Genomic DNA, 15,000 nt, shown 5'->3' with positions numbered 1-15,000 from the left:
CAACCGCTATTGCGACAGCCCCATTATTTTTTTAATAATTTATAAATTGTGGATAAAATAAAGTAAATTTTCAGAAAAAAGGTTGATAATCTAAGATTTATCCACTCAGTGTTAATTATATTGTGGATAGAGTTGTGGAAAATGTTAATAATTACATTATTTTACAATGAAAAAAATATAGTATTTATTATGATTATAAAGTATTTTTTTAAAATAGTTAAAGTAAATTGTCTTTCTAGTATTTGGTTGAAGGTTAGTACAATTAATACTAGGAAGTTTTTATTATGGAATATACTTAGTATTACTAAACATGAAGAATATTAATATAAACATATTTTCATAAACATAAGGTATATTCAAAGGTTCATTATGAAAAAAAAATCATAAAAATATAAAAAAATTTAATAAATCTATTGATTTATTAATAAAAAAAATATAGAATAATATTGTTTGTTTAGTAAATGTAAACTTAAGGTTTAGTATAATACATAAGATTGAGGTGGAATCGTGCAAATTGGAGAAAAGATTAAAAGTCTTAGAATCGAAAAACAGTTAACACAAGAAGAACTTGCAAACAGATGTGAATTATCCAAGGGATTCATCTCACAAATTGAGAATGATCTCACATCTCCATCTATTGCAACACTTATGGACATTCTTCAGATACTAGGCACAAATTTAAATGAATTCTTTAGTGAGAAGATTAATGAAAGAGTTAAGTTTACAAATGACGATATGTTTGAAACTGAGGATGAAGATCTAAAGTATAGATTAAAGTGGCTCGTACCAGATGCTCAAAAAAATCAGATGGAGCCTATAATGCTCACATTAGAACCAAATGGAAAATACAAAGAAGAAACTCCTCATGAGGGAGAGGAATTTGGACTTGTGCTTCATGGCATTGTAAACCTGCATTTAGGAGATAAGGTATATAAAATACGTAAGGGAGAAAGCTTTTATTTTAAGCCAAAGTCTAATCATTACATTTCAAATACAGGAAAAACTGAGGCAACGGTAATATGGGTAAGTACACCACCGTCATTTTAAGTAGACAGATTTAATAAGGTGACACAAAAGTATAATTAGCATTATGTTATAAAAGAGGTGTTTATGTTGGGTGATAATATAATTGAAATTAAAGGTATTTCTAAAACCTTTGAAGACAACAAAGTTTTAGACAATATAACTTTAGGGATAAAAAAGAATGAGTTTATAACATTACTTGGTCCAAGTGGTTGTGGTAAAACTACTACATTAAAAATATTAGCAGGTTTTGAAACTTGCGATGAAGGTAAAGTTATATTTGAAGATAAGAAAATCAATGACTTACCTCCATATGAAAGACAAATTAATACAGTGTTTCAAAAATACGCACTATTTCCTCACATGAATGTATATGAAAATATAGCTTTTGGATTAAAAATAAAAAAACTTTCTAAAAGCGAAATTGATAAAAAAGTAAATGAAGTTTTGAAATTAGTAGATCTTAAGGGCTTTGAAAAAAGAAAAATTGAATCTCTAAGTGGTGGGCAGCAACAAAGAGTAGCTATAGCAAGAGCTATTGTTAATGAGCCAAAGGTATTACTTCTTGATGAGCCTTTAGGTGCTCTTGACTTAAAGCTTAGAAAAGAAATGCAAATAGAGCTTAAAAGAATACAAAAGCAATTGGGAATTACTTTTGTATTTGTAACTCACGATCAAGAAGAAGCACTAACTATGTCTGATACTGTGGTAGTAATGAACAAGGGAGTGATTCAACAAATGGGTACTCCGGAAGATATATATAATGAACCTGAGAATAAGTTTGTAGCTAGGTTTATAGGAGAAAGCAATATTACAGACGGAATAATGTTAGAAGACTTTAAGGTTAAATTCTGTGGACGTATATTTGAATGTGTTGATAAAGGCTTTGATAAAGATGAAGATATAGATGTGGTAATAAGACCAGAGGATATAAAAATAGTAAATAAAGAAGAAGGAAACTTAAAAGGGATAGTAAAATCTTCTGTATTTAAAGGAGTTCACTATGAATTAGAAGTAGAGGAAGAGAGTATGAACTTTATTCTTCATAATACTAAAAACTTTTCTATAGGTACAGAAATAGGAATGGATATTTATCCAGAAGACATTCACATAATGAAAAAGTCAGGAGAAGCGTAGAATGAAAAAGAAATCATATTTAGCTTATCCTTATGTATTGTGGAGTTCCTTGTTTATAATAGTACCTCTTCTTCTAATAGTATTTTTTAGCTTTACAGAAAAAGTAAGTGGAAGCTACCAATTCTCTATAAACAATTTTAAAAGACTAATGGATCCTTTATATATAAAGGTATTTACTAGATCTATTAGTTTAGCCTTACAATCAACAATTTTATGTTTAGTAATGGGATATCCCATTGCTTATATGATATCAAGAAAACCAGAGAATAAACGTGGAATGCTTATAATGTTATTTATTCTTCCAATGTGGATGAATTTCTTGCTTAGAACCTATGCATGGCTTGCAATTCTAGGAAAGAATGGTTTGCTTAATAACTTACTTAATATCATTGGGTTAAACTCAGTAGATATACTATATACAAATGGTGCAGTACTTCTTGGAATGGTGTATAACTTTCTTCCATTTATGGTACTACCAATATATACATCTCTACTAAAGATGGATCAAGATTTAGTTAATGCTGCTTATGATTTGGGAGCTGGAAAAATTACAGCTTTTATGAAGATAATTTTTCCTTTAAGTATACCAGGAGTTATCTCAGGAATAACTATGGTATTTATGCCAGCGGTATCTACCTTTGTAATCTCGCAACTTTTAGGTGGTGGAAAGCACATGCTCATAGGAAATTTAATTGAGCAGCAGTTTACTTCTGTTGGAGATTGGAACTTTGGTTCTGCAATATCTATCCTTATGATGATATTAATTTTATTAGCTATGGGATTAACCTCTAAGTTTTCAGATGATGATGAAAAAGGAGGAGGTAGAGTATTATGGTAAAAGCAAAAAAAATATTTTCAAATATATATTTGATTTTAATATTTATATTTTTATATGCTCCTATTTTTGCTCTAGCACTATTTTCTTTTAATGATTCAAAATCCATGGCAAGATGGCAAGGGTTTACTTTTAAGTGGTATCAGCAATTGTTTCATAACGATAGAATAATTTCAGCTTTAATAACCACTGTAGTAGTAGCAATATTGGCATCAGCAATAGCTACAGTCATAGGAACAATAAGTGCTATAGGGATAGATAGAATGAGAGGACCTAAAAAGGCAATGCTTCTCAATATAAACTATCTACCTGTATTAAATCCTGATATAGTAACAGCAATAGGTCTTATGATACTTTTTATATTTTTTAATATGAAGTTAGGATTTTTAACTATGTTACTTGCACACATAACTTTTAATATACCATATGTAGTTTTATCTGTATTGCCAAAGTTAAAACAACTTCCAGACAATGTAGAAGAAGCTGCTATGGATTTAGGCGCAAAACCTATATATACCCTTAGAAAGGTAATACTTCCACAGATAAAACCAGGTATAATTTCAGGATTTTTAATTGCTTTTACTATGTCTATAGATGACTTTATTATAAGCTTTTTTAACACTGGAAATGGAGTAACTAACTTATCAATCGAGGTTTATTCTATGGCAAAGAGAGGTATTAAACCAGAGATTAATGCACTGACTACATTAATGTTTATAACAGTATTAATACTATTATTATTATCTAACAGAAAGCAAGCAATGGTAGGGAAGGAGTAATAAGATGAAAAAATTAAAAAAAATTATAGCTCTAGTATGTACAGGGGTAATGGTGACAGCTATGCTTACAGGTTGTGGGACAAAATCCTCTAGTGATGTTTTAAATATTTATAACGTTGGGGATTATATAGATGAATCTCTAATAGAAAAGTTTGAAGAAGAAACTGGTATAAAGGTAGTATATGAAACCTACGATACCAATGAAATCATGTATCAAAAGATAAAGAGTGGTGGATCAAAATATGATTTAATAGTTCCATCAGATTATATGATTGAAAAGATGAAGGATGAGAAATTAATCCAGAAGATAGATTATTCTAATATTCCTAACTATAAAAATATAGATGAAAGCTTTAAAAAGCCTAGCTATGATGAAAATGATGAATATAGTGTACCTTATTTCTGGGGAACTTTTGGTATTCTTTATAACAAAAATATGGTAAGTGATCCTGTAGATAGTTGGGACATTTTATGGAATGAGAAATACTCTGGAGAAATCTTAATGCTTGATTCAGTTAGAGATACTATGGCTATTGCCCTAATGAAATTAGGATATTCTCAAAATAGCATAAATGAAAAAGAACTAGATAAAGCTAAGGCTGAATTAATAGCTCAAAGACCTTTAGTTCGTGCTTATGTTAATGATGAAGGTAAAGATAGACTTTTAGGAGAAGAAGCTGCTATGGGAATAGTTTATTCTGGAGATGCAGTAACTCTTATGGAACAAAATGAAAATCTAGCTTATGGAATCCCTAAAACGGGTACTAATAAATGGGTAGACGCATTATGCATACCAACAGATGCAGAAAATAAAGATTATGCAGAGAAATTTATAAACTTTATGTTAGAGCCGGAAAATGCTGTCCAAAACATAGATTATATAGGATATTCTACACCAAATAAAGCAGCTCTTGAAATGCTTTCACAAGATGTTAAATCTAACCCAGTAGCTTATCCAGATAAGACTCTTCTTGATAAATGTGAATCATTCATAGACCTTGGTGATAACATTAAGCTTTATGATGAAAGATGGATTGAAATAAAATCTAAATAGTATAAAATAGTAGCTAACTTATTTATGGTGAGCTACTATTTTCTATATAACAATAAAAATTCATTAAACCTTATATTAAACTTAATAGATTTTACACAAATATAATTTGAGTAGTAAGAAATTTTTATGTATCGAATACAATTTTATTGTATAATATATATAAAGGCAACTAAAATTAGTAAAAAGTTTAGTTATAATAATTTTATTTTAAAATAAACAATATAAATTAAGGAGGTAATATGCTTGAGTTAATGATTATATGTGGATTAGTATTACTAATTTGCATAACATCCAGTAAAGTATTATATAAGTTTGGTGTACCAATGCTACTTATATTCATCATTTTAGGAATGTTATTTGGTTCAGATGGTGTAGTAGGAATATATTTTGATAATTATGAACTTACAAGAGAATTATGTTCCTTTGGGTTGGTATTTATAATGTTCTATGGTGGGTTTGGTACCAATTGGAAAGAAGCTAAACCTGTTGCAAGAGAATCCATTTTAATGTCTACATTTGGAGTAATAATCACATCAGGATTGACAGGATTATTCTGTTATTTTGTCCTTAAAACAAGTCTTTTAGAAGGGTTGCTAATAGGCTCCATAGTTGGGTCTACAGATGCAGCATCAGTATTTTCTATATTACGTTCACAAAAATTAAACTTAAAAGGAGAAATTGCATCTATACTAGAGGTTGAAAGTGGAAGTAATGACCCTATTGCATATATGCTAACATTAATAGTTTTAACATTAATGAATAATGGGGGTATCAGCTCAATAGTACCTACAGTAATTGGACAAATTATTTTTGGTATATTAATTGGGGTGATATTATCTAAGCTAACAGTCTATATAATGAGAAATGCAAATTTTGAAGTAGATGGATTTTATACAATATTCATAACGGCAATTGCAATTTTATCTTATGCATTAAGTGAATGGGTAGGCGGTAATGGATATTTAAGTGTTTATATAGCTGGTATTATCATTGGAAATAGCAAAATTCCACACAAGAGAAGCTTAGTTCATTTCTTTGATGGAGTATCGTGGATAATGCAAATTATGCTATTTTTTGTATTAGGTTTATTAGCATTTCCTTCTGAATTACCAAGTGTTATAGGGAGCTCTATATTAATATCAATATTTATGATAATAATTGCACGTCCAATCGCAACCTTTAGCGTTTTAAGTTGGTTTAAGATACCATTTAAACAACAGTTGTTTGTTTCTTGGGTAGGATTAAGAGGGGCAGCTTCAATTGTTTTTGCAATATATGCAATAACATCAGGGATACCATTAGAAAATGATATATTTCATATAATATTTTTTATAGCATTATTATCAGTAGCTATTCAAGGTACATTAATCCCTAAAATAGCTAGAAAGTTAGATTTAGTAGATGATACAAAAACAGTATTAAAAACATTTACCGACTATCAAGAAGATAGGTCTACAACATTAATAGAGTATAATGTTGACTCTAACAGTAGTTGGAAAGAAAAGACTATAATGGAAGCAGATATTCCAGAGGAGATACTTATTGTAATGATAAAAAGAGGTAGTGAAATAATAGTTCCAAAAGGCTCTACACTAATTAAACAAGATGATATATTAGTTTTAAGTGGAAATAATATAGAATATTTATTAGAAAGAAATGTTGGATCGTAGATTTTATACAAAGTGGCTATAGAACTTATAGCCACTTTAGTTTTGGAATTTATATTAGGATTAATATAGTTATGAATTATTTTATTCTTAAATATTGTATTTTGAGTAAAATATTGCATATAAATAAATTAGCGTTATAATAGACTTATATACATTATTTTTAATTTAAGGAGGGAGTTAATTGGACAATTTAAAAGTTACTCCTTTAAGAGGAGAATATGAGAAGAATGGTGGAAAAATTGTAGAGTTTGCTGGGTATGAATTACCTACTCAATTTAAGGGAATTCTACATGAACATGAAACCGTAAGAGAAAGAGCAGGTTTGTTTGATGTTTCTCATATGGGTGAAGTGCTAGTAAAGGGAAAGGATGCTGAAAAATTTGTTAACTATCTTTTAACAAATGATGTGAAAACATTAAAAAATGGAGATGTTATATACAGTTTCATGTGTTATCCAAATGGTGGTGTTGTAGATGACTTACTAGCTTATAAATTTTCAGAAGATTATTATTATTTAGTTGTAAATGCAAGCAATAAAGAAAAAGACTTTAAATGGATGTTAGATAACAAAGATAATTTTGAGGTAACTATTGAAGATATTTCTGATAGTGTAGCTCAATTGGCACTTCAAGGGCCAAAAGCTCAAGAAGTATTACAAAAATTAACACAACTTAATTTATCAGAGATAGGATTTTTCCAGTTTAAAGCTGATATAGACATATGTAATAAAAAAGTTTTAATTTCAAGAACAGGATACACTGGTGAAGATGGCTTTGAAATATATGCAAAACCTGAGGATGTAGTAGTCTTATGGAGAGAAATGCTTAAAGCGGGAGAAAATGAAGGTGTTGAACCTATTGGACTTGGCGCTAGAGATACACTAAGATTTGAAGCTACCCTTCCATTGTATGGAAATGAAATGGATGAAACTATAACTCCATTAGAAATGGGTTTTGGATTTTTTGTGAAACTTAATAAAGAAAATTTTATGGGTAAAGATGTTTTAATAAAACAAAAGGAAAATGGAGTAACCAGAAAATTAGTAGGATATGAATTGATAGATAGAGGTATAGGAAGACATGGCTATATAGTAATTAAGGATAATGAAGAAATAGGACATGTAACCACTGGATATATGTCTCCTACCTTAAACAAAACAATAGGATTTGCGTTAATTGATGCTAAGTATGCAGCTTTAGGTACAGAAATTTTTATAAAAGTTAGAAATAAAGAATTAAAGGCAATGGTTGTCAATAAAAAGTTTTATAGTAAAAAAACTCAAAAATAAGGGGGATTAATCATGTTAGTGTTGGAAAATTTATTATATACAAAGAATCATGAATGGATAAGAGTAGAGGAAGATAAGGCTTATATAGGAGTTACAGATTGTGCACAAAAATTATTAGGTGATATAGTTTTTGTAGATTTACCATCAGAAGATGATGAGTTTTCTAAGGGAGAAGCTTTTTCAACAATTGAATCTGTTAAAGCTGCTGAAGATATTTTCATGCCTGCAAGTGGTAATGTACTGCAAGTTAATGAAGAGTTAACTGATAATCCTATTCTAGTAAATGAAAATGCATATGACGCTTGGATGATTTGTGTAGAGTTATCCAATAAAGATGATTTAAAAGATCTATTAAAAGCTGAAGAGTATGAAGAATTATGTAAAGACCTATGTAAAGAAGGTGAATAATATGTTTCCTTATATTCCTATTACAGAAAGAGAAAAAAATCAAATGCTTGATTTTATTTCTGTAAAATCAATAGAGGATTTATTTAAAGATATTCCTGATAAATTAAAATTAAATAGAGAATTAAACATTGATAAAGGTTTATCTGAGTTAGAAGTTGAGAAAATAATGACTAACTTAGCTAATAAAAATAAATCTATAGAAGATTTTATTTGTTTTTTAGGTGCAGGCATGTATGATCATTATGTTCCTTCTATATGTAAACATTTAACTGGAAGAACAGAATTTTATACAGCTTATACTCCATATCAACCTGAAATTAGCCAAGGAACTTTACAAGCAGTTTTTGAGTATCAAACTATGATTTGTAACTTAACAGGTATGGAAGTTTCAAACTCATCTATGTATGATGGGGCTACAGCAGCAGTAGAAGCTTCTGTAATAGCTATAGAAAATACAAAGCGAAATACCATAATAGTTTCTAAAACAGTACATCCGGACACAAGACAAGTTTTAAAAACTTATCTAAAATATAAAGGGTACGATTTATTAGAAGTTGATGAAAGTGATGGAGTTACAGATATTGAGAAGGTAAAATCATTATTAAATAAAGATGTAGCAGGAGTTATTATACAAAGTCCAAACTTCTTTGGAATTATAGAAGAGGTAAAGGAATTAGAGAAGGATGTCCATTTAAATAAATCTTTACTTATTATGAGTGTGGATCCATTATCTTTAGGTGTTTTAAAAAGCCCTGGTGAACTAGGTGCAGATATAGCTATAGGGGATGGCCAAAGTCTTGGTGCTAATATTAACTTTGGAGGGCCGGGTCTAGGATTTCTAAATACTACTAAAAAGCTTATGAGAAAAATGCCAGGTAGAATTGTTGGAGAAACTGACGACAGTCATGGTAACAAAGGATATGTATTAACACTTCAAGCAAGAGAACAGCATATAAGAAGAGAAAAAGCAACCTCTAATATATGTTCTGATCAAACATTGATGGCAATAGGTGCTGCTGTATATATGGCTACCATAGGAAAAGAAGGTATAAAAGAAATAGGAGCTCAATGCATCAAAAAGTCTCACTATGCTTTTAATCAATTAATAGAGAGTGGTAAATATAAGCCACTATTCAATAAACCATTTTTTAAAGAGTTTGCAGTGAAATCTGATACTTACTTATGTGAAATAAATAACAAATTACTAGATAATAATATTTTAGGTGGATATATTTTAGAAGGAGATTACCCTCAATATAAGAATTCTATGTTGCTTTGTGTAACAGAAAAAAGATCAAAGGACGAAATAGACAAATTAGTTAAAGTGATGGAGGAGATATAATGAAAAGTTATAATAAAGTTATCTTTGAACTATCATGTGAGGGTAAAGTAGGTTATACGCTTCCACAAATAGATGTGGAGGATATAAATATAGAGTCTGTTATACCTAAAAATATGTTAAGAGAAGAGGAGGCATATCTTCCACAAGTAAGTGAAGTTGATGTAGTTAGACATTACACTGCTCTTTCTAACAAAAACTATTGTGTAGATAAGGGGTTCTATCCGCTAGGTTCTTGTACTATGAAATATAATCCTAAAATTAATGAAGATGTGGCTATGTTTTCTGGTTTTAGTAAAATTCATCCTAAAGAATCAGCAGAAAATGTACAAGGTGCATTAGAACTTATCCATGACCTTTCCTTAAAGTTATGTGAAATTACAGGTATGGATGATTTTACATTGCAACCCGCTGCTGGAGCTCATGGTGAATTCACAGGACTTTTATTAATAAAAGCATATCATGAAAGTAGAAATGATTTTAAACGTAAAAAAATAATAGTTCCTGACTCAGCTCATGGTACAAATCCTGCAAGTGCAAAAGTGGCAGGTTTTGAAATAGTTGAAATTAAATCTGATAAGGATGGATTGGTTTCAATAGAAGAACTAAAAAAAGTTTTAAATGATGAAATAGCGGGACTTATGCTTACAAATCCAAATACTTTAGGTTTGTTTGAGAAAAATATAGAGGATATAAGTAAGTTGGTTCATGAAGCAGGCGGACTTTTATACTATGATGGAGCAAACTTAAATGCTATTATGGGAAAAGCTCGTCCTGGTGATATGGGATTTGATGTGTGTCATTTAAATCTTCATAAAACATTTTCAACACCACATGGTGGTGGTGGTCCAGGAGCAGGTCCAGTAGGCGTATGTGGTAAACTTTCTAAGTTTCTTCCGGTTCCAATTATAAAAAAGGAAGAAGAGAAGTTTGTATTTGATTATGATAGACCTGATTCTATTGGAAAAGTAAGAAGTTTTTATGGGAACTTTGGAGTGTTAGTTAGAGCCTATACCTATATACTAACTATGGGAAGAGAAGGACTGAAAGCTGCTTCAGAGAATGCTGTATTAAATGCAAATTATATAAAAGAAGCTTTGAAAGATTATTATAAGGTAGCTATAGATGAGGTATGTAAGCATGAAGTTATCTTTGCTGGTTTAAAAGATAACCCAAATCATATATCAACTTTAGATGTAGCTAAAAGATTGATTGACTATGGTGTACATCCACCAACAGTTTATTTTCCTCTAATAGTTGAAGATGCTCTTATGATAGAACCAACTGAAAGTGAAAGCTTAGAATCCATCAATGAGTTTGTTGAAGTTATGAAGATAATAGCTATAGAAGCTAAGGATAATCCAGAAGTTTTACATGAAGCTCCTCAAAATGCTTTAGTAAGAAGGTTAGATCAAGTTAAAGCAGCAAGAACACCAATTTTAAAGTGGAGTAAGTAACTTTTTAAGAATTAAAATTTATAGGCATTAATATAATAATGTCAAAGATTATATTAATGCCTTTTTATACAGATTTGTTAAAGTTTTAACTAAAATAAGCTTGCATATATAGTTAATATAGTATTTCATACAGAACATATTAATACGAGGAGTGTAGTTATGAAAGATATAATTGTAATAGGTGGAGGACCAGGTGGTTATGTGGCTGCCATTAGAGCAGCGCAATTAGGAGCAAAAGTGTGTCTTATAGAAAAAGAAAATTTAGGTGGGACATGTTTAAATTATGGGTGTATTCCAACTAAAACCATATATAGAACTGCAGAACTTTTTAATAACTTAAGGCATATCGAAGACTTTGGTATTAAAGCAAATAATATTGAAATAGATGTAGATAAAATTCAAGAAAGAAAAGGAAGCATTATAAAAACTTTAGTAACTGGAATAGAAGCTCTTTTAAAGGGAAATAATGTAGAACTTATAAAGGGTAAAGCTACATTAATTGATAAAAATACTGTAACAGTATGCAATGAAGAAGAAATAACTATTAAAGGAAAAAATATAATTATAGCTACTGGATCTCAAGCTGAAATCCCATCCATTGAAGGAGTATATGATAGTAAAAATATTATAACAAGCACTGAACTTTTAGATTTTAATCATATACCAAAATCCTTAGTAGTTATAGGTGGTGGAGTAACTGGAATGGAGTTTGCCAGCATTTTTAATGCTATGGGAAGTAAAGTTACAGTGATAGTTGCGAGAAATTCTATACTATACGATATAGATAAAGATATTTCAAAGAGATATTCAGCTATGGCAAAAAAGTCTGGAATAGAGATTCTTACTTCAACTAAAGTTATGAGTTTTAGAGAGGCTGAAGAAATAGTTATACAATGTCAGGGTAAGAAAGGTGACTTTGAAGTAAGAGGGGAGAAAGTACTTCTTGCAAAGGGAAGAAAACCTAATTATGAAGGTATTGATGTAGATAGATTAGGAATAGACACATATAAAAAAGGCATAGTGGTTGACGAAAATTATGAAACTTCTTTAAAGGGTGTATATGCGGTTGGAGATGTTAATGGGATTTCACTTCTTGCTCATGCAGCTTCCCACCAAGGGGTAGAAACTGTGGAACATATATTATTAAATAAACCTTGTCATAAAGCAGTGATTCCTTCTTGTATTTTTACTTTTCCTGAAATAGCAGTAGTAGGAATTACAGAAGAAGAAGCTAAAGAAAAGGGAATAAATTATAAAAAAAATAAATTCTTGTTTGGCGCCAATGGAAAAGCTTTAGCTTTAGGTGAAGGTGAAGGTTTGGTAAAAGTTATAAGCGATGAAAATAATGTGATTTTAGGTGTGCACATTCTTGGACCCCATGGGTCAGATTTAATACTAGAAGGCACTATAATGGTTGAAAAGGAAATGATGGTGTCAGAGCTGAAAGAAGTGGTTCATAGTCATCCAACGTTAGGCGAGGCACTACATGAAGCTGTCTTAGGATTAAATAAAGAAGCTATACACAGTATAAATAGGTAACTACTATTTTTATAATATGCATTATATTATATTCAAAATAAAAAGGAGAAAAAATGAGATATATTGATAATAATTGCACAGATCCTTATTTCAATTTAGCTCTAGAGGAGTATTTATTAAGAGAAAAGAATGGTGAATATTTTGTACTTTGGAGAGATGAACCTTGTATAGTAGTTGGAAAAAATCAAAATACTTTATCAGAGATTAATGAGGAATACATTAAAAAGCATGATATAAAAGTTGTAAGGAGACAAAGTGGAGGTGGAGCTGTTTTTCATGACCTTGGGAATTTAAACTTTACATTTATAGTTGAGGATGATGGAAAAAAGTTTAATGATTTTGAGACCTTCGTTATTCCAATCATTGGTGTATTAAATGAATTAGGTGTAAAGGCAGAATTTTCAGGGAGAAATGATCTTTTAATAGATGGTAAGAAGTTTTCTGGAAATGCTCAATGTAAACATAAAAATAGAGTAATGCATCATGGTACTTTATTATTTTCTTCTGACATAGTTAACTTAAGTGATGCTTTAATTTCTAAACCCATAAAATTTTCAGATAAAGCAGTTAAATCTGTATCTAGTAGAATTACAAATATTAGTGAACATTTAAAGGAATCCTTTAGTGTTACAGATTTTAAAAATAAAATATTCGAGTATATCGGTAGAGAAGAAAAAGATAAGGTTATAACTACTTTAGATAATGAGGAAATTGAAGAGGTTAAAAATTTAGTTAAAACTAAATATGAAACTTGGCAGTGGAATTTTGGACAGTCACCCAAATATAATTTTTATAATGAGAAAAAATTATCTGCTGGTACTATAGAGTTAAGTATTGATGTTGAAAAGGGTATAATGCAGCACATAAGAATTTTTGGAGATTTCTTTGGAGAAGGAAATATTGAAGATATTGAAAAAGCTCTTATAGGCAAAAAGCATAATACTGAAGAAATTCACAGAGTAATAGATAATATTAATATGAAAAAATATTTTAGTAACATAAATAAAGAAGATTTTTTAGAATTGTTTTTTTTATAAAATTGTTTAAATTAGGTGATAGATTTTAATTATAGTATATACAAAGGAAATATAGGGACACAAAAAAACACATTTAAGGTAAGATAAACTATATAAAAATATTTATCAATATTTGTTATTTAGGGTATAATTAAATTAATTTTATAAAGGGAGTGATTGTCATGGGATTATTTAGTAGTGTAATAGGAAATGCGTCAGAGGTGGATATCAATAAAATCAGGGAAGACTATATGAAATTATTAGGTTCTAATGAACAAATAGAAAAAGCATACAAGCTAGTAAGAGATATGATTATATTTACAAACAAAAGATTAATTATTATTGATAAGCAAGGGGTTACTGGTAAAAAGGTAGAGTATCATTCAATACCATATAGAGCAATTACTAATTTCAAAGTGGAAACATCAGGACATTTTGATTTAGATGCAGAACTTAAAATATTTGTTTCAGGGATGAGCATGCCTATAGAAAAGACCTTTAGCAGCAGTTGTAACATTTATGAAGTACAATCAATATTAGCAGAATATCGCAGCAAGTAGTATAAATATAAGAGTGCATGATAATGAGTAGTGGAAGCTAAGATTAAAATTAAAGAAAAAATAGTTTGCATATTAAAAAGTGGATTCTTGATGAATCCACTTTTTATATCTCCAATTAAATTAAATGTATAAACTTTATATTGCTAGTTATGAATTAATATTATCTATTTTTCAACTATACTCTTAAGCTCCATAAGATTGGAAATCTCATATGTAGGGTTTATAGCACTTTTGTTTATAATCTTATTAGAATTAAACCAGCAGGTATCTATACCAAAATTTATTCCCCCTTGTATATCTGAAGTTAAGCTATCGCCTACCATTAATACTTTGGTTTTATCAGTATGATTTATATTTTTTAAAGTATGTTCAAATATTCTCGGATCTGGCTTAGATACTTCAATTTCATCAGATACTACTATATCATCAAAGTATCCTCCTATGACAGATTTTCTTATTCTATTATCTTGTACATCCTTAAGACCGTTAGTGATTATAATAAGTTTATAATCTTTATGTAGACTTTCTATAAGAGCTATACTATCATCATATAAAAATGATGCACGGGATAAATGTTTTACATATGATTTTGCAAAATTAACTTCATCAAATTTAGCATTTAATTTATATAATAATCTTCTAAATCTTTCAATATTCAAATCCCTCTGAATTACAAGTCCATTTTCAAACTCTTTCCATATAATCGTATTTATATCCTTATATACTTTTAAATGATAAGTTTCATCATAATCTATGCCAAACTCAATCATAGTATTTTTAAGAGCGTATCTCTCAGATTTTTTAAAATCAAATAAAGTTTCATCTGCATCAAAAATTATAACTTCGTAATTCATAATACACCTCAATCTATACTGTCAACGATTTTTGACTTTGT

14 protein-coding genes are annotated in these 15,000 nt (G+C 29.5%); 13 read left to right on the top strand and 1 reads right to left on the bottom strand.

The annotated features are described in order from the left end of the window. Positions 1 to 507 precede the first annotated feature (507 nt). The 13 genes from B2694_RS17510 (at position 508) to B2694_RS17450 (ending at position 14,105) form a co-directional block, all read left to right on the top strand. Entirely contained in the window at positions 508 to 1,047 is a 540-nt protein-coding gene (locus B2694_RS17510; protein ID WP_035130168.1) for a helix-turn-helix domain-containing protein, read from the top strand. A gap of 63 nt (positions 1,048 to 1,110) precedes the next feature. Beyond that, positions 1,111 to 2,160, top strand: coding sequence for a spermidine/putrescine ABC transporter ATP-binding protein (potA, locus tag B2694_RS17505; protein ID WP_346886847.1), 1,050 nt, complete (start codon positions 1,111 to 1,113; stop codon positions 2,158 to 2,160). A gap of 1 nt (position 2,161) precedes the next feature. Then, a complete protein-coding gene (locus tag B2694_RS17500) occupies positions 2,162 to 2,998 on the top strand; it encodes an ABC transporter permease (protein ID WP_035130173.1) in 837 nt (278 codons plus the stop codon). Further along, complete coding sequence (locus B2694_RS17495; RefSeq protein ID WP_346868536.1) at positions 2,992 to 3,774, top strand: ABC transporter permease; 783 nt, start codon at positions 2,992 to 2,994, stop codon at positions 3,772 to 3,774. The genes B2694_RS17500 and B2694_RS17495 overlap by 7 nt, the downstream gene beginning before the upstream one ends. Before the next feature lie 4 nt (positions 3,775 to 3,778). After that, positions 3,779 to 4,828 (top strand): ABC transporter substrate-binding protein, encoded by a 1,050-nt coding sequence (locus B2694_RS17490; RefSeq protein ID WP_346886846.1) that lies wholly within the window; start codon positions 3,779 to 3,781, stop codon positions 4,826 to 4,828. Positions 4,829 to 5,067: 239 nt separating this feature from the next. Beyond that, positions 5,068 to 6,498 (top strand): potassium/proton antiporter, encoded by a 1,431-nt coding sequence (locus B2694_RS17485; protein WP_346886845.1) that lies wholly within the window; start codon positions 5,068 to 5,070, stop codon positions 6,496 to 6,498. Between the two features lie 181 nt (positions 6,499 to 6,679). Continuing rightward, positions 6,680 to 7,786, top strand: a complete 1,107-nt coding sequence (gcvT, locus tag B2694_RS17480) for a glycine cleavage system aminomethyltransferase GcvT (protein ID WP_346886844.1) — start codon at positions 6,680 to 6,682, stop codon at positions 7,784 to 7,786. Between the two features lie 12 nt (positions 7,787 to 7,798). Beyond that, positions 7,799 to 8,194, top strand: coding sequence for a glycine cleavage system protein GcvH (gene gcvH, locus B2694_RS17475; protein WP_035130183.1), 396 nt, complete (start codon positions 7,799 to 7,801; stop codon positions 8,192 to 8,194). 1 nt (position 8,195) lies between these two features. Next, the gene (gene gcvPA, locus B2694_RS17470; RefSeq protein ID WP_346886848.1) at positions 8,196 to 9,536 is read left to right on the top strand and encodes an aminomethyl-transferring glycine dehydrogenase subunit GcvPA; all 1,341 of its coding nucleotides are present in this window, start codon (positions 8,196 to 8,198) and stop codon (positions 9,534 to 9,536) included. After that, positions 9,536 to 10,990 carry an aminomethyl-transferring glycine dehydrogenase subunit GcvPB gene (gene gcvPB / locus B2694_RS17465; protein WP_346886843.1) on the top strand — a complete coding sequence of 485 codons (1,455 nt, stop codon included), beginning with the start codon at positions 9,536 to 9,538 and terminating at the stop codon, positions 10,988 to 10,990. Before gcvPA ends, gcvPB begins: the two co-directional genes overlap by 1 nt. 159 nt (positions 10,991 to 11,149) lie before the next feature. Beyond that, on the top strand, positions 11,150 to 12,529 hold the full coding sequence (gene lpdA, locus B2694_RS17460; protein ID WP_346886842.1) for a dihydrolipoyl dehydrogenase: 1,380 nt from the start codon (positions 11,150 to 11,152) through the stop codon (positions 12,527 to 12,529). Between the two features lie 53 nt (positions 12,530 to 12,582). After that, positions 12,583 to 13,566 carry a lipoate--protein ligase gene (locus B2694_RS17455; RefSeq protein ID WP_346886841.1) on the top strand — a complete coding sequence of 328 codons (984 nt, stop codon included), beginning with the start codon at positions 12,583 to 12,585 and terminating at the stop codon, positions 13,564 to 13,566. A gap of 161 nt (positions 13,567 to 13,727) precedes the next feature. Then, positions 13,728 to 14,105, top strand: a complete 378-nt coding sequence (locus tag B2694_RS17450; RefSeq protein ID WP_346886840.1) for a PH domain-containing protein — start codon at positions 13,728 to 13,730, stop codon at positions 14,103 to 14,105. Positions 14,106 to 14,269: 164 nt separating this feature from the next. Here B2694_RS17450 and B2694_RS17445 read toward each other — a convergent pair whose 3' ends face one another. Next, positions 14,270 to 14,959, bottom strand: a complete 690-nt coding sequence (locus B2694_RS17445; protein ID WP_346886839.1) for a YjjG family noncanonical pyrimidine nucleotidase — start codon at positions 14,957 to 14,959, stop codon at positions 14,270 to 14,272. Positions 14,960 to 15,000: the final 41 nt, after the last annotated feature.

The organism is Clostridium sp. UBA4395, from assembly GCF_002390995.1.
Lineage (GTDB): Bacteria > Bacillota > Clostridia > Clostridiales > Clostridiaceae > Clostridium_J > Clostridium_J sulfidigenes.
The sequence above is the reverse complement of the archived record's forward strand: the minus strand, read 5'-3'. Positions and strand labels throughout refer to the sequence as shown.